Raw genomic sequence first — 16,553 nt, forward strand, 5'->3', positions numbered from 1 at the left:
GATACAGGATGAACTGCACTCACCCTGAATGTGTATCAGCCAGCTATTACGCTATGCATAAGTGAATTACTAACTGCATTTTTAGCGTTGTGATGAAGAGTCATGATAAAACGTTGATGTTGTGATTATTCCCGTTGCGAACTGATTGCCCGCAACGGAAACGTTCTGTTTCAGCGCCTTTAAATCCATCAATATTATAAAAATAGCGGCATTGCCAGATTGATTTTAATAAATATCCGGATCAAAGATGACTGTTACAGCACCACGATACGTATCCGGGCGGGTTTTTAGCATGGTATCAACGTCTTTTTGCCCTACCAGAAATTCGATGCTTCCGGCTCTGTTCTCACCAAAACTTTTTGTTGTAAATACGTTTTTTGTTAAATCTTTTCCTGCGGTCAGTCGCCGTTTTGACACGGTTGAGCCTGTTGAATTATCAATAATATTCTCCGGCAGGGTCAAAAGCGTCCGGACGGGCACAGTCTGCGAAGGCGTGTTGTCGCTTTTAAGGGCGCAGTCTGAACCGCTCTGCTGTTCGCATTGGAGATAAACCGTAAATCCGCCAGAACTTGAAAGATTAAAGTTACTTTTTCCGGTCAGTTCAGGAGTGATACGGTTCACCATCCAGCGCTCCCAGTTTGCAGAACCTTCCTCTTCACTACAGAAGCGGCCGGTGGCACAGGGCTGCAGGGACACTGCCCGATTTTCGGGCGTCGTTGTCAGTTTGAGTTCATGATTCACGGTCAGTGTAAAATTGATATCGAGTTCGCTGTCTGATGCCTGAAAGTTGTCACCGAAATCGATATCGCCTCCAGGTCCGACACGTAGGGCTAGCCTTCCCGTATAAACTCCGGATTCCATTTTCAATGGATCTGGTGTTTTAAGTTCATAGCCAAGACTGGTGTTATTGATTAAATAGGGCTCCCCGGTAAGGTCTTTCGTCGCCGTTTTGTAACATGCTGCATCGCTTAAAGGCCATTTCCACATAAACATGTAAAATCTATTACCATACTTACCCACGCCTGAGTAACTGCAGGGTGAAGGCGCATTAACAAAAGAATCGCCATTCCACTCTTTATGCTTTGTAATTGTCCAGTCACTTTTCGTGTTGTACTGGGCAGAAAAGGCGCTGGTTCTAAAGCTAATCGTCACTTGTTCTCCCGTGTCCTTATTTGTTGCTGTGACATTTCGCCACGCCCCCGGCATTTTGTAATACATCCCCATTCTGGGCGTTGAGTTAGCAGTAATTCCTGACGTTGCCAGAGAAGCGGTTATTTCCCCCATGCTAATACTAAAAACATTATTTTCTTTGCATTCGCTGGGGGCGGTGCTGCAATACCCACTTTGTTTTGTTGTATTTGTGAAAGTGTTATTTTCCGGGTTTTCCATCGAAGGTGAAAACGATGCTGTGATATCCATTGTTGCGGCGTTGGCCGATGCACAGCCGGCAAGCAGCAGGGTGCTCATCATAAACCGTAATATTACGCTCTTCATTTTTTGTCTCCCGTGTCGATAGCCCGGCATTTTATTGCGCTGATGAATTGCACTTTTTTATTTCTGTCGATTCCGGTCGGGAGGTCACATTGCATTGCGGGTAAACCTTCTTCGGCCCTGATCTTAAGTTTTCTGTTATCTGTTCCGGAGTCCAGTGTCAGTACTCCCTCAGCGTTTATCATGCCACTGGCTACATCAGTGTTCACATAGCGGTTTCTCAGGACATTGCCATTTTCGTCCTGCAGCATCCCTACGAGAGTGAAGGTTTTCACTGCCTTTACTTTTATGTATTTCACGCTGCCACGTTGCATCTGCACACTGTCAAAGGCTGGAGAGAGCTGTACAGCATCACCGCCACTGGCGGTAAACTGGACGTTATCTTTTTTCCACAACTCTGCCGGTACAATATTACGTCCCACTTTCAACCGCGTCTCAGCCATCCGGCCTGAAGCCAGGATATTCGTCGTGTCATCATCTGAATCCACGTCGACAATCAGGGCGGACTCCATGCTGCGACTTTTACTTCCGTTGACAGACGCCATTTTGCCTCCGCCAATAACCAGAACCTGGCTCAGATTACCGCCCGCTACGTTGGTATTACCCTGAGTATTATGTTGAACGTAACCATCTCCGCTAACGTACGGCGTATCAACTGAGGCATTGCCGCTGATGACGGTATTTAGCTGACTGTATGAGACGCCGCCTCCGAGAGTGCGGATGCTGCTGTCCTCTCCGGGCTGCCACTGATAGTTCAGACTGGAATACCCATGGTTCTGGTTCATGCCTGTTTCAGTTGACAGGATGTGCCGTGCCGCCGGTGCCAGTGAGAGGCTGACACCAAATGAAATACCATGGTCGCGGCGGTTGTCATTAAAGCCGGGGCGGTCAAATGCACTGACCCGATAATTCATGTCATGTCCGGACAGAGAGCCCAGCGTGGTCAGTGATATATCGGCACCCAATCCGCGGCGCCAGACAGTATCCATATATTGCCCGTTAACGATGACGGATGTTGACCAGGGAAGCCGGAGCGAAAGGGTGCTTCCCCATGTATCGCCCTGCTGGCGTGATGACGTTCTGTGCCCATAGATATCTGACGTTGTTGAGCGCCAGAATATGCTGGCAGAACTGCCACCGGAGATATTGCGATAATAGCGAATGTCGGTATTTTGGTTCGTTTGATATTCTGTGTTTCCCAGTGTGTATTGGGCAAAAAGACTGTCATCAGGGGATAGCGTTATATTCGCCCGTGTTCTGACCTGATTTTCCTTATCTGTTGCCGCTCCGCTGATGCCCAGAACAGCACGGGGGTGTGCCAGCACATCAATCCCACCCCCAACGGCATAAGGGTTATCGTCTCGTACGCGACCCTTTCCAGAAGCCAGGGTTCTGTGCTGGCCACTCCAGAGATTCATACGCCAGCGTCGGTTTGGGTCGCTCCATCCCTGAGGTTTGTAGATCTGCGCCTGCTGAGTATCAACGGTTTGCCCATTTTCAATGATTTTAATGGTTATATCGTAAATGCCACCAGGCAACTGACGGGTGTCCAGCGCCTGCACACCAGCCTGTAATTCCTGGGTATGAATCAGGCGATTATCACGCCAGACTTCTGCGATGGATCGATTACGTCCAGTCACATAAACAGGCCAGGCGCTGACACTGTCCGTACTGACAAGGAGCGCATCTGAAGTTCCCCACATTGCACCGACTACGGTGTCGTAACCGAATCCGGATGTCTGCACATTACCGGTATCACTATCTGGAGTAAAAAAGCCCAGGCGAATAAAACTGCCCTGAAGTTCTTTTTGCGTGTAGAGTTCATAAAGACTAGAACTACTATAATTATATTTACCGTCCGTTCCGGATGACTGAAAGGATGCTTTCTGGCTCCAGTTAGCAAGAGATGAAGTGAGCGATGAATTTATGCCCCAGCTTCGTGATGCCTCCGAGGTTGTAACCGATGCATCGTTATACATAATAATTCCACCGGGTGTTTCTTCCGGCATGGAAATGTATGTGCTTTTGGCTCGGGCTGTCTCATAATTCTGGGTATAAAGTTTCAGCACAGAATTATCAAGTTTGTACTGCACCGCCATCAGGCCGGATGGACAGTTTTTCTCGCATTTACCAATCGATACGCCTTTTGCAAGTAAATCACGCCATAGCGTCTGAATTTCCGGATCAGTATCCTGAGCGTCATCGATTATACGAAGCAGACGAACATTTCCATTTTCTTTTAAGGCAACCGCCGCATCAAATAACCGGCTGTCATTCAGATAGACCTGAACAATAATCTCAGAGTTGTAGAAGTACCGGCGGAAATCTTCAGGTAATTTCCGCATATTTGCGGCCAGCATCATATCATCAGCATGGGATATTAGCGGAAGTAAAATAAGTGCAAAAAGAGTCTTCTTCATAAAAAACCGCCACAATACTGTGGCGGCCCTCATCTGGTGTGCTCAATGAAATATTTAACTCACATTTATCAGGACTCTGGAGTAACGACAGCGGGTTCAAAGACCATTGCAACTGAACCAGTGAACGAACCACTCACATCAAGAGCCTTCTCATCAGCCTGAGAAATTTTTAACATTGTTCGACCACCGGTTTTGGCATTTTCTTTGGTAACAACAGTTGTAGCTGTTTTGCTAAGGGCTACACCATTAAATGTCACAGCCAGAGGAATAACATCTGTTCCATTAGATAGCTGTGGTTTACCATCAGAGTTGAGGTTTCCGGTCAGTGTTGCCTGAATACCACCATTGGTATTTTTATACTGAAACTCTTTCTCAAAGACTTTAAGTTTGCTGGTCGGAATGTCGTAACCCATATCCTGTGTCTGGTTAATCCAGCCAGAATCAACAGGGATCACCTGAAAAGCATCAGAAGGAACAGTTGCAGATAAATTGATAGTATAGCTTTGGCTGTCAGCTGCATGCGCAACTGCGCCGCCTAAAATTGCACATGAAATTAGTGCGGTAGACAAATATTTTTTAAGAATAGAAAGGTTGTGTTTCATGTTTAATAAAATCCTAATGTTTTAAGTGGTCTTTAATTACAGGCAAAATTCCGCCTGGAGATATTTACGGAATTAATAACTCAAATCCCGTTTGTTGCTTCCCTCAATCAGAGTGAAATTCGTTTTATATCCTGCCTTCCGTTTCACATCGTGTGTTCGGCCGGGAAGAATGAATTCTCGTGTTACGGAGCCACAATCCGTATTCGCAAATTTACATTGGCGTATTGCATCCAGTGACACCGTAGCGTTGCCGTTATTTCGCACTGATAAAGAGTCTGGCGCCGCATCGTGTATCACGGTATTAAATAAAGGCTTTTCAGGTTGGACGATTAGAATAGTTCCGTACCCGGTGAGGACATTAAGTCCTGCCTGTAGGTTTTCTTTACGGTATTCACTCACTGCTTTCTTATCAAGCCCAAAGCCATCGTCACTCTCTGGCATAACAGGGATGAATCTGATGCGAAAATATCGCTCACTGTTACGCTCACCAGGCCAGAGCATACGGACACTCTGAAATCCTGACGGGGGAATAATAAGGCGCTGTGGTGTCACAATAAGTCTCTCACGTTCCAGTGTTTTTCCGGACACCTCTTTTTGTGGTAACTCTTTATTTTTATCATCTCGCTCAGGATGTATTTCAAGAATCTCAACCCGAACAAATGCGGTGGAGTCACCTGTGTTATATATTCTTTTAGTCATACTTTGCATTCCTGGCGTCAGGACATCATACATACTGCCGATGCCAATAACGGGTGTAGCGAAAGTTGATGGCGCAAATAACAAAAAAACAAGGGCTGCACTCACGCAGGAAATTATCCGATTAGTATATTTTACTATCATAAAAAACCAACTTTATAGAATTACTCAGCCCTGATCGAAGGCCATGAGTAAATGTCACAATACTGTTTCACCCGTTTTGCCTGTACTGGCTGATAGAATGAAGAAGCCAGCATTCCTGAATGTATTTCATGATTAATGGGTTACTATCCAGCATTGCAATTATGAATGTCAAGCCAGAATTAAGGTTCATTACTTATAGAGTTGTACGATCAACAACTACAGCTGGCCGTATTCATTTTTTAAATTACTTCTCAATAACTTTATCTTTTCTTTTTTGTTCCACGACCTTCTCCCATAATAAATAAAGCTTAGCGTGAATCCTAAAAACAACCTCAGGCAAGCAACGCTATAAAACGTGATGTCATTATCTGAGATGAAAATCACTGTGCTGATGGTGTGAACATTGTACATCGATGAAGGTCTGCGAAAAATTATATGTACAAAGAAGAAATATATAGGTATTTATTCTAATATTTTAATATAATTTAGATGATAGTTCTGATATTTTTTTAATAACTGGAAGGTTACAAAGTATATAAAATTAATGGTCAGTGTCATATAAGGATAATTTTTCATAATTATCATGACCAAAACCTGTAAGGCTACAGTAACTGACATATCTAACTATCAATCAGGAAGCGTTTGTTAAAGCATTCAGGAATAATCATGTGGCCGATGATAACTGTTATCTCGTACAAACATCTTCAAGAGGTCGGAACGCTATGATTAGCTTTTGATTTGCTCTGAACTGTTGCTTAGACATGGTTTTTAATGCGTAATCTTAGTTTGATATCTCATTGGGTAAGAATCTTCGCCTTCGCCTCTGACACCGAACATTTCCAGGATTAGGCATACAATAGTCTGTTGTTCGCAGGATTGAGATGAATTGGACTGCGTTAAGTTATCCTCCTCACTTCTGGAGGAAATCGTGAATAACAACAGAATCGTTTTTTGTCTGGTTATCGTCCTGACAATTTTTTGGGTTGGTGCGTCTCAAGCGAAGACATCAAAGCAAAACGATGATCTCATTCGCCAGCGCATTATCGAGGATTCAATCGCCTCATATCCTGGTGTATGTGCATGCCCATTTAGTGCTGCGCGAAATGGCAGTAGCTGTGGCGGACGAAGCGCATGGAGCAAGCAGGGTGGTTATGCACCGATCTGTTATAAAAAAGAGGTCTCTAAGCAGATGGTCGATGAATGGCGTCAAAATCATGATGCTTAAATAACGGCGGAAGGGGTAGGTGATAATTTATGAGCCAGCGTAAATCATAAGCTGCGAATCCCTGCTGTTCATGCACAGCTACACCTGTAATTACTCAGGGTAGTTAAAAATAAAAATCAACAATAGCCGGATAAAGTGTTATCCGGCTATTGGCGGGTTTAGGTCAACACCAAAGTTCAGCTTATTTCTGAGCCTGCTGTGCCTGCTGATTTTTCTCAGCTTCTTTCTGTTTTTTCTTTGCCATATGGTGACCGACTGCGCAGCCTGCTGCAGCTCCGGCGACACCATGATGAGCAACATGACCTGCCACGCCTCCGACTGCGGCTCCTTTAAGACATCCCTCAGCATTAGCCTGTAAATTTACTGACAAAAACAAGCCGGTAGCAATAACGATAACTGATAATTTTTTCATTACTCAATATCCTGGTTGTCATAGTTGCACGTTGAACTCATCAGAGCTTAGCTCCTCTTTGGCTCTTTTCTCTCGTCAGGATACAGATATCACGAAGATAGTTACCTGTGGTTACGCTTTTTAGCCAGTGAGGCGAACAAATGGCGAGTTTTTATTCAGAATAGTAATCTGCATCTTTTTACAGATAACATTTAGTGCAGGAACTCTTTTCCTTTATAAAGTGAGAGGGCGTGTAGTCACTGTCAACCAGAAGAATAACCGGTTGTCGCAGAGATTGCTCTTTTGGCCAGTTACTTTTAAACCGTGCAATGACGCGCGCTTTCCCATCGGTCTGTTTCGACCCTTTTCACGCCATTCAGGCGCGTAAGAGAGCCTTTGGCTGCCAGGGTTGTCAGGAATTGATCGTATTCATACAGAATACCCATGGCATCCTGTTGAGAACTGATCATGATTTGAGCGGGTGTCGTTCTTGCGTTAAATTTCCTCGCCGGGAAACCGTTTCTGTCTGACGCGGCACTGAAACGTCTCAGAGCGCCTGCGTTTTTTTAAAAAGACTATTATGATTGGCAGTGACAAAACGATGATAATTAAACGCTGTTTAAACGGCTTGCTCAATAAATGATTTAAATTGTTTTTGTTTAACTTGCAGACAATCTTTGAAAAATAATTCAGTCCTAATGAATTCTTAATAAACTTAATTTGTAACTAACCTGTAAAGTTCACAAAATATAAATTTAATATAGCTTGATCCCGGCTGAGGAAAATGGTTCAAATTAAAGCGGCAGCTTAGCCGCAGAGTGGGGCGGTCAGCAGTTATTACTCCTGTGTAGAATATAAATAAATCTTCAATGAACGTGTTTCTTAAAATATCTGCAGTGTTGTTGAGCCTGGCGATAGAAACTGGCTTTATACTGGTCGGGTTTACGAAGTGACAAGTTTGGAAAGCATTGATGTCGGACTCAGCAGTAAACCTGAGCTGACCAGCGCATACATCAGAAATGATTTACCTGAACAATTTATTTTTTTTGAATTGTTTCCTGTTTGGGAAGCGGTTTAGTAATGCTTCCTTTGATCAATCAGATTAAATGGCACTATCATGAAAAAAATCCTTATTACTGGTTCTACAGGTTTTTTAGGCGGGGCTGTTGTAGCAAATTTATTACAGAACAGTGTCAAGGATAGCCTGCTGCTGCTGGTCAGAGGCGAGACGGTTGAAGAAGGGCTAAAAAGGATTAAAGCTAACCTGAAAAACTTTGGCTTAAGTGAGTCAGTTATTCACACGATAACATCTGAAAATATCATTTTAGGTGATCTGGCATTAACGGAAAACTTTATCAATGACTCACGGATTAATGACGTCACCCACGTGATTAACTGTGCTGCTGTTGCCTCTTTTGGTAACAATCCCACTATCTGGAAAGTGAATGTTGAAGGCACATTCCAGTTTGCGGAACGCATGAGCCGTGTCGCGGGACTTGAGAAATTTATCCACGTGGGTACGGCAATGTCTTGTGCACCGGAGCGTGGCTCGCTGGTGACTGAAGGCGGACTCGATTCCAGCCGCGATCAACATGTTGTCGAGTACACCTGGAGTAAGGCCTCTATTGAAAAACTGATGACCGAAAAGCTGCCAAAACTGCCTCTGGTCATTGCCCGGCCATCAATCGTAGTGGGCCATTCCGATCAGGGTTGTCTGCCGTCAGCCAGTATTTTCTGGGTATTCCGTATGGCGCTGGCATTAGGGAAATTCACCTGCGACCTGGACGATCGTATTGATGTCGTTCCGGTTGATTACTGCGCGGATGCCCTGGTGATGCTGCTTGATGCAGAAGACGTCATTAATGAGGTGATTCATATTTCTGCTGGCACACAGAGCAGTGTGACCTTCGCTGAAATTGACGAAGCGATGGCTAAAGCATCAGGGAGCAGGGCACTCGGCGTTGATTACCAGAAGGTGTCCTATAAACAGCTCTCTGACAGCAGAAGAACCTTTAAGGATCTGTTCGGGCCCTGCAACGAACGCATCATGCTGCGCGCCATGAATTTGTATGGTCATTTCTCAAACCTGAATGTGGTATTCGATAATTCCAAACTGCTGCAACTGGGTATGAACAAACCCTCAAGATTTACCGATTACCTGGATCGCTGCGTAGTAACAACCCGCGACTCCACCATCGCCGAGCTGATGCAGGTTGATTTCAAATAGTTGATACGTTGAGTCTGCCAGTAAAGCAATTGCTGTCTTGGTGAAGAGCGGTCTGTGCAAATCATTATCCTGTCAGGCTGGCAGCTGATGACGCACAGCGTTCATTCCGGGCTGGTATCACTTGCTGCCCGAATGACATCGGAGTTTATACGCCATGGATGGCATTGAGGAACCTAAGTGAGTCACAAGATCATTACGTTGATGTTTGACCCCTGAAACGCTTCTGTATCGCATTTTTATCCAGTCAAAAATCCCTTATCTGGTTCAGCAATAACACCCCATCAACGTCTTCAATTTTACTCAAAACGCGTCTTTATGACTCCAGACTTATTAGGTCTGGAGTCATAAGATAATTGTGACTAGAATGGCCCGCTTTGAAGTTAGCTACAGGTAGCGATGTGACAACAAATCTGACTCAGACCATGGACCGTTCAGCGTATGTTGGCCGCCATGTACTGGTCTGGCTGGAGCAGGTAAAAACTGCCACACTCAGTGAGCTGGATAATTTTGGCGATGAAGGCACGGTTGAGCAGGTGATGAAAGTCTGGGTCAAACTGTCATTGCTTAGCAGCCGGCGGCGTCCCGAGATCGCGATCTCATCGCTGCTAAAACATGTTCTGCCCAACATCGGGTTGCTGCCCCTCAAAGCACTGAACCGTTTACGGCTCAACCGGCTCTACAACATTCTGATTGCCGACGGTAAAAAAGAGGAGGCGCGAAGGGTCTTTGCGCTGACTAAACAATTCCTTGCCTGGGCTGAGATGCAGGGTTATCTCGATCATTCACCCATTGCCTCAATGAAGAAACGGGATGTCGCAGGTCGCTCAACGCCGCCGCGCAGTCGCCAACTCACCGATGCGGAAATCTGGGTTTTCTGGCATGGGCTGGACAACTGGGCATTATCAGAACAAGTCCGCTGGGCGCTGCGTTTGTGTCTTGTCAGTGCCCGACGGCCTGATGAAATCGTACAGGCGCAAAAAACGGAGTTCGATCTGCAGTTAGGATTGTGGATGCAGGGCACACGCAATAAATCACAGCGGGAACATGTGTTACCCATTTCACCCCTGATGAAGCAATGCATCGAAGCATTGCTGCACGATGCTGATCCCGATTCACCCTGGCTGGTGCCTGCGCCACGGGATCCGCAACAGCCACTGTCAAAAGGCGCACTGAACCAGGCATTGCGTCGGATGATTCGCGCTCCACGCGGACTCGGGCTGGAGGCCTTTACACCGCGCGATCTGCGCCGAACTGCACGATCTAAACTTTCCGCGCTCGACACGCCTAACGATGTGGCCCGCAAAATTATGAACCATGCGCTGGAGGGTATCGACCGGGTGTATGACACTCATGATTATCTGAGCCAGATGCGCAGCGCGATGAACACCTTCTCGGATGCAGTTGAGCAGATTATTCACTGCGAAAGTTATTATCTGCTGCGACATCGCTATGATGGCGAGACGCTTTCCCTGAACGATCTCTCTATCATGGCGATGTCACGCTGACGCTTTCATTCAGGGTAATCAGAAGTGGTAGCGCAGCCAGGCAAAATAGACGTTCCCGTTGTTATGCGTACCGGGAATATAGGTCATCTGGAAATCGAGATCGCCATAGCCGATTGAGGCCAGTGGCAGGACTGCTGGCACCGGAATATAGTCCCAGTTGTGTCGTGCGGTGACGCCAACAGTGTAACCTGCGCCCCAGTGAAAATTCTGATCAGCAAGCGGGCGCCAGGTTGCCACCCAGCCATAGCCACCGAAGGGTTCCCATTTATTAAAGGAGTCCTTAAACGCCATTAAATAGATGCCGTTCCAGTTGCCTTTTTCGTCGTAACGGGAAATCCCTCCACCTGCGCCCCAGGGTCTTTCATTATATTTATTAATATGTTCCCGATCGTAGGTTGCACGGTTGTGCCAGGTAATAGCGGGAAGGTAAAAGTCGATACCCTCAGGTTGCTGCCAGGTGGTGGCGACGTTATTGCTGAAATTTTCCCAGCCTGAACTTACATTCTGCATAAGTGTGGCGGAGGAGGCTGAAAATACACTGAAAACGGACGTAATGATCAGCGCTTTAAGAGGTAAAATTTTGCGCATAGACGAATTCCTGCAATATCTGGTGTTAAATAAGGAAAAAAATGAATCAAGACGGGGATTGTTGCATGAGAAAGGGAAACTTCAGGTCAATGAACGGGCATTACAGGATTTTATAATTATTTAAAGTGAAGCAGCATTTGCTTACCGAGGTTAAATTCGCTTTTACGCTGATGTAAAAACCCCTTCTTTACTGGCGATCCACTCCCGCAGCCCGAACCCGACAAATACTTTTCTGAAAGAATCAGCATTGTTTGTTAACCAAATCTTGCATTGATAATAGCAATGCGTATATTTCTCATTTGCTTTAAAGTTTTTTCACACTCGCGCGTAAATGCTTACGAGAGGGTTCCTGATTCCTCTGAGCATAAGCAGTCTGGCGATGCCCGCAGGATGCAGGGCCGTGATAATGCCAGCATAAAAACATAAAGATAATTGAGGAATTAATGAACGCCTTCGATCTTCAGCATCCCAGGATTAAGAACGTGATTGCTCTGCAACGTCCATTTCGCCTCTCGTTGCTGGCCGTGATTGTCGCCTCATCACTGACATATAACATGGCGCATGCCGCAGAGACTCAGGCACCTGCTGCCAGCACTGACCAGACTCTGACCGTTACCGCTGCTGCTAATGCTGCTGCGGTCTCTTCGCCCGAAACCGATTACAGCGTTCCGGTTACCCGTGCAGGTACAAAAATGCTGGGCACTGCGCGTGATGTGCCGCAGTCAGTCAGCATTGTCAGCAAGCAGCGAATGGCTGATCAGCAACTTCAGTCGCTGAATGATGTGCTGGCAAATACCACCGGAATCCGCGGCATCAGTGGGGATATGGACCGCACTAACTACTATGCGCGTGGCTTTATGATCGACAACTATATGGTCGATGGCATTCCCACTGCTTTTGCCGAACGCTGGAACCTGGGTGATGCACAGACCGATATGGCCCTGTATGAGCGCGTTGAAGTGGTTCGCGGCGCAACGGGGCTGATGACCGGGCCAGGTAATCCTTCAGCAGCCATCAATATGGTACGCAAACATGCGGACAGCAAAGAGTTCGGCGGCACCGTCTCTGCCAGCTACGGCAGCTGGAACAAACAGCGTTATGTTGCCGATCTTTCGGCGCCGCTCAGTGAGTCAGGTAATGTGCGTGGCCGACTGGTTGCAGGCTGGCAGGATAACAACAGCTTCATCGAACGCTACGGCGCTAAAAAACAGTTCATCTATGGCGTAGTTGACGCAGATCTGACGGATTCTGCCACGCTCTCTGTCGGTTATGAGTTCAGTCAGGTCAATACCGACTCCACCATGTGGGGCGGCGCACCACGCTGGTACACGGACGGCACACAGATTCATACCCGTCGCGGCTACAACACCGCGCCTGACTGGGCCTATAACGACAAAGAGAATCGCAAACTTTTTGTAAACCTGAAGCAGGATTTCGACAACGGCTGGAACATCACCCTGAACGGTGCGCACAACGAGATGCGTCTGGACAGTAAGCAGATCTATCTTGATGGCTATTTTGATCGCAATACCGGCGCGGGAGTCTCTTCCTATGCTGACTATCCGGTGGTGGGCGGAACCGGTTATAACACCGGCAAACGGAAAGTGGATGCAGTGGATGCTTTTGCCAGCGGCCCGTATGAACTGCTGGGGCGTCAGCATGAGCTGATGGTGGGCGTCAACTACACCCGCCAGGATAACAAGTACTTCAGCACCTTTGAGAATATCTCGTCGGCGTCGTTGGGTAACTACAACGACTTCAACGGCCAGTATCCGGAATCCAACTGGACACTGCGTCTGCCTGCCAGCGATACCCAACTGGTTCGCCAGAAATCAACTTACATGGCAACCCGCCTGTCACTTGCTGATCCGCTGCACCTGATTCTCGGCGCCCGTTACACCAACTGGAATCGCGAAACCTTAAGTGTCGAAGCGGAAGAAAACAACATCACGCCGTATGGCGGGCTGATTTATGACTTCGCCGAAAACTGGTCGGCTTACGCCAGCTATACCTCGGTGTTCCAGCCCCAGGATTACCGCGATGCCAGCGGTGCTTACCTGTCGCCGGTTATCGGTAAAAATTACGAGGCTGGCGTGAAATCTGACTGGCTGGATAGTCGCCTGAGCACCTCCGTTTCAGTTTTCCGCACGGAGCTGGATAACGCAGGTGAAGCGACGACGCAGACCGTTCAGGGCTCTGGAGATGTTGCCTACGTTGGCCGCAAAGGTGTTGTGAGTCGTGGTGTGGAGTTCGAAGTCAACGGTGCATTAACCGACAACTGGCAGATGACTTTTGGCGGGTCGCGTTACATCGCGGAAAACCGCGATGGCAGCACGTTTAACCCGCAACTGCCGCAGACCAGTTTTAACCTGTTCAGTAGCTATCGCCTGCCGACACTGCAGCAGCTGACGCTGGGTGGCGGCGTGAACTGGCAGACGCACGTCTGGAACGATGTCGGCGGCCCGGAAGGTAATGGCACTTGGCGCGCGCGGCAGGGCAGCTATGCACTGGTTGATCTATTCGCCCGCTATCAGGTGAACAAAAACCTGTCACTGCAGGGCAATCTCAATAATCTGTTCGACAAAGAGTATGACACCAACGTGGCCAGCTCTGTGGTCTACGGCGAACCGCGTAATTTTTCAGTGACCGCCAGCTACACCTTCTGATTTGTGTCGCTATAAAGCCTGTGAAAAACGCCTCCGTTGAGGCGTTTTTTTATTTAAGTATCCGTCAAAATATTTATATCACCGCTATCAACAGACATCGTCCTGAAGAAGGCTTCACTGGCCTGGCTGGATTATTTTCTGACAACAGAGTGCACCGTTGCCTGTTCATTTCGGTGACAACCATCGCAAGCCTTCTGTAAACGATTGTACTGCTTACGCTTTAGACGGATTTTTTTGCATCAGAAAATGGTGCACCTGGCATTTATAAATAAAAAGATTTAGTGAGTTTCCAACTTGTCAACGCGCAGGCATTTTGAGAGGATGGTTTCCATAATGGAAACAGTCAGGAGCCAATGGAATGCATGTTATTTCCCGAGTGCCGTTTGACGAGGCGGCCAGAAAATATCCTAATGCAGCGGCAGCACTGGATCTACTTTATCGCCATCTCAGGCAAGGTGATTTCAAGGGTCCTGACGATCTTAAAGCACTTTATGCAAGCCTTGACCGTATGAAGTATCGCGATAAATGGTGGGTCGTTGACGTAAGTGGCAACCAGTTACGCGTGATGTTCTTTGCGGATTTTGAGCGGAAAAAAATCTTCATCAAACATATTTGCACTCACGCTGAATATGACAAGCTTGTGAAGGAATATCGGGAGGTTACCGAATGAATACTGAAGCAATCAGGCTGTCAAATGCGCTGGCTAAAGCGGTGCCGCTGCTTGCTGGCAGCAGTCAACGCCAGGATTATGAAGAAGCAATGGAACTGGTCGAATACCTTATTGAACACGAGCCGGATAATCCGCTGGTTGATCTGCTTTGCGCACGCATTGCTCACTATGAAGATAAAGATCCGGAGCTGGCAGAATTTAATGCCCGTCAGAGTGAAATCAAAACAGGCCCCGGCATTCTGCGCGTGCTTATTGAACAACACAATCTTAGCCTGAGCGACTTTGAAAATGAAATTGGCAAAAAATCGCTGGTCAGCCGAATCCTTAGCGGCGAACGCCAGTTAACTGTGTCGCACATCAGGGCATTATGTGCGCGGTTTGGCCTGTCGCAATCGTTGTTCTTTTGATTAAAGAGGGCTTCTATAGACTGGTTAGATTCGACTGGTGTTATATGTTTTATCCGTCCGATCTATAAAAACAACGCCTCAACCGAGGCGTTTTTCACAACATACCAGGTCTGCACTCAGGTAAAACGTAGTGCCAGGTTAAAACCTTCAGTGGACTCCAGCACAATCGCCTCAGGCTGCTCCTGAAATGCGATGTCACCCGTCACCGGCATTCCTTTTTTCGTCATTGCGCCGCCACAATCTGCAACGCGCGCGGTACCAGCTGGGTGAAGTACGCCACCGCCGGGCCAATCAGCGCTTCATCCGGATCGAAGGCGGGATGATGCAGCCCAAACTGGCTGGCACTGCCGATGCTGACAAACGCGCCCGGCACCTGTTGCAGATAGAAAGCAAAATCTTCTCCGCCCATCTGCGGCAACTCCGCATGCTCCGCGAGATAGCCACTCTGTTCTGCAACGTCCAGAGCAACATCCACCCAGCCTGGCGTGTTAATCAGGGCCGGTGGTCCCTCGGTCCACTCCAGTTCTGCGGTCGCACCAAACCCGGCGGCGATACCCTGAATCAGTGACCGCATGCGGTGCGGGATCTGCGCCCGAATCTCGCCATTGTGAGTGCGAACGGTTCCCTCCAGCTCAACGCTTTGCGGCAGCACGTTCCAGGTATTACCGGCGGTAAAACGCGTTACGCTCAGCACCACCGTTTCCAGCGAGCTGAATACCCGGCTCGGCAGGGTCTGCAGTGCCGTCACGATATGACTGGCAATCACAATCGAATCGATCCCCTCCTGCGGTCGTGCGGCATGCGCGCCTTTGCCCTTAATGCGGATCACAAAGCGGTCGACGTTGGCATAAAACGCACCCGCCCGGCTCTGAAGCGTGCCCAGCGGCAGGTCAGGCGCATTGTGCAGGCCGAATATCGCCTGAACGCCTTCCAGCGCACCGGCTTCAATCAGCTGACGCGCGCCATTAAAAGTCTCTTCGGCGGGCTGAAACAGAATCCGCACCCGGCCAGGCAGCGTGTCTTCCTGCTGTTTCAGTTGCAACGCCACACCGAGCATCACAGCGCTGTGAACGTCGTGACCACAGGCGTGCATCACGCCCGGTTGCTGTGATCGCCACGGGCGCTCGGTGGTTTCTTCAATCGGTAGCGCATCAATATCCGCGCGCAGGGCGATCAGCGGTTCGCCATGACCGATTTCTGCCACAACGCCGGTTTTCAGCCCCAGCGGCAGCAGCCGGATTCCGGCCTGTTCAAGCCAGCGGGTAATCCGTTCCGTAGTGGCATATTCATGATTCGAAAGTTCAGGATGCTGGTGCAGTTCGCGACGCCACTGCACCAGTTGTTCAGTTAAAGGCAAAGTCATGGTATCCCTGTGTTTCCGGCATAAAAGATTTATCCATTGCCTCAGCAGGCGCAATCATCATCGAATGACGCAACACGCAGATAAAGTAACGATTTGGTCGAAGCTTATCTGAATAAAATCAATGCGGAAGTGAAGGGGATTTAATCAGTGTTCTGAGC

13 protein-coding genes are annotated in these 16,553 nt (G+C 47.9%); 6 read left to right on the forward strand and 7 right to left on the reverse strand.

All coding sequences use genetic code 11. The features are described from left to right. Positions 1–225: 225 nt before the first annotated feature. From P2R09_RS05845 to P2R09_RS05860, 4 genes are all read right to left on the reverse strand, one after another. The gene (locus tag P2R09_RS05845) at positions 226–1,494 is read right to left on the reverse strand and encodes a hypothetical protein (RefSeq protein WP_275767946.1); all 1,269 of its coding nucleotides are present in this window, start codon (positions 1,492–1,494) and stop codon (positions 226–228) included. Then, positions 1,491–3,911 (reverse strand): TcfC E-set like domain-containing protein, encoded by a 2,421-nt coding sequence (locus P2R09_RS05850; protein WP_275767948.1) that lies wholly within the window; start codon positions 3,909–3,911, stop codon positions 1,491–1,493. Before P2R09_RS05850 ends, P2R09_RS05845 begins: the two co-directional genes overlap by 4 nt. A 68-nt stretch (positions 3,912–3,979) precedes the next feature. After that, positions 3,980–4,513: a CS1 type fimbrial major subunit gene (locus tag P2R09_RS05855; RefSeq protein ID WP_275767950.1), complete on the reverse strand. Its 534-nt coding sequence runs from the start codon at positions 4,511–4,513 to the stop codon at positions 3,980–3,982. A 72-nt stretch (positions 4,514–4,585) separates the two neighbouring features. Beyond that, positions 4,586–5,212 (reverse strand): hypothetical protein, encoded by a 627-nt coding sequence (locus P2R09_RS05860; RefSeq protein WP_275767951.1) that lies wholly within the window; start codon positions 5,210–5,212, stop codon positions 4,586–4,588. A gap of 1,096 nt (positions 5,213–6,308) precedes the next feature. Between P2R09_RS05860 and P2R09_RS05865 the strand changes: the two genes are divergently transcribed. Beyond that, positions 6,309–6,578: a hypothetical protein gene (locus tag P2R09_RS05865; RefSeq protein WP_275768126.1), complete on the forward strand. Its 270-nt coding sequence runs from the start codon at positions 6,309–6,311 to the stop codon at positions 6,576–6,578. Positions 6,579–6,759: 181 nt separating this feature from the next. On the opposite strand, the gene P2R09_RS05870 is transcribed toward P2R09_RS05865, so the two are convergent. Then, on the reverse strand, positions 6,760–6,990 hold the full coding sequence (locus tag P2R09_RS05870) for a hypothetical protein (protein WP_003855058.1): 231 nt from the start codon (positions 6,988–6,990) through the stop codon (positions 6,760–6,762). A 1,096-nt stretch (positions 6,991–8,086) separates the two neighbouring features. Between P2R09_RS05870 and P2R09_RS05875 the strand changes: the two genes are divergently transcribed. Both P2R09_RS05875 and P2R09_RS05880 read left to right on the forward strand, forming a co-directional pair. Continuing rightward, positions 8,087–9,196 (forward strand): SDR family oxidoreductase, encoded by a 1,110-nt coding sequence (locus P2R09_RS05875; protein ID WP_275767953.1) that lies wholly within the window; start codon positions 8,087–8,089, stop codon positions 9,194–9,196. 422 nt (positions 9,197–9,618) lie between these two features. Continuing rightward, positions 9,619–10,701 (forward strand): site-specific integrase, encoded by a 1,083-nt coding sequence (locus P2R09_RS05880; protein ID WP_275768128.1) that lies wholly within the window; start codon positions 9,619–9,621, stop codon positions 10,699–10,701. 18 nt (positions 10,702–10,719) lie between these two features. Here the strand turns inward: P2R09_RS05880 and pagP are convergent, their stop codons facing one another. Then, a complete protein-coding gene (gene pagP / locus P2R09_RS05885) occupies positions 10,720–11,289 on the reverse strand; it encodes a lipid IV(A) palmitoyltransferase PagP (RefSeq protein WP_275767955.1) in 570 nt (189 codons plus the stop codon). 443 nt (positions 11,290–11,732) lie between these two features. On the opposite strand from pagP, the gene fhuE reads away from it, so the two are divergent. The 3 genes from fhuE (at position 11,733) to P2R09_RS05900 (ending at position 15,032) form a co-directional block, all read left to right on the forward strand. Beyond that, on the forward strand, positions 11,733–13,955 hold the full coding sequence (gene fhuE, locus P2R09_RS05890; protein ID WP_275767957.1) for a ferric-rhodotorulic acid/ferric-coprogen receptor FhuE: 2,223 nt from the start codon (positions 11,733–11,735) through the stop codon (positions 13,953–13,955). A gap of 358 nt (positions 13,956–14,313) precedes the next feature. Beyond that, positions 14,314–14,625 (forward strand): type II toxin-antitoxin system HigB family toxin, encoded by a 312-nt coding sequence (locus tag P2R09_RS05895; RefSeq protein WP_275767959.1) that lies wholly within the window; start codon positions 14,314–14,316, stop codon positions 14,623–14,625. Further along, complete coding sequence (locus P2R09_RS05900; protein ID WP_275767961.1) at positions 14,622–15,032, forward strand: helix-turn-helix domain-containing protein; 411 nt, start codon at positions 14,622–14,624, stop codon at positions 15,030–15,032. The genes P2R09_RS05895 and P2R09_RS05900 overlap by 4 nt, the downstream gene beginning before the upstream one ends. Positions 15,033–15,255: 223 nt before the next feature. Here P2R09_RS05900 and P2R09_RS05905 read toward each other — a convergent pair whose 3' ends face one another. Further along, a complete protein-coding gene (locus P2R09_RS05905) occupies positions 15,256–16,395 on the reverse strand; it encodes an amidohydrolase (RefSeq protein ID WP_275767963.1) in 1,140 nt (379 codons plus the stop codon). Positions 16,396–16,553 lie beyond the last annotated feature (158 nt).

It is taken from the genome of Pantoea sp. Cr_R13, from assembly GCF_029222565.1.
Classification (GTDB): Bacteria; Pseudomonadota; Gammaproteobacteria; order Enterobacterales; family Enterobacteriaceae; genus Pantoea; species Pantoea eucalypti.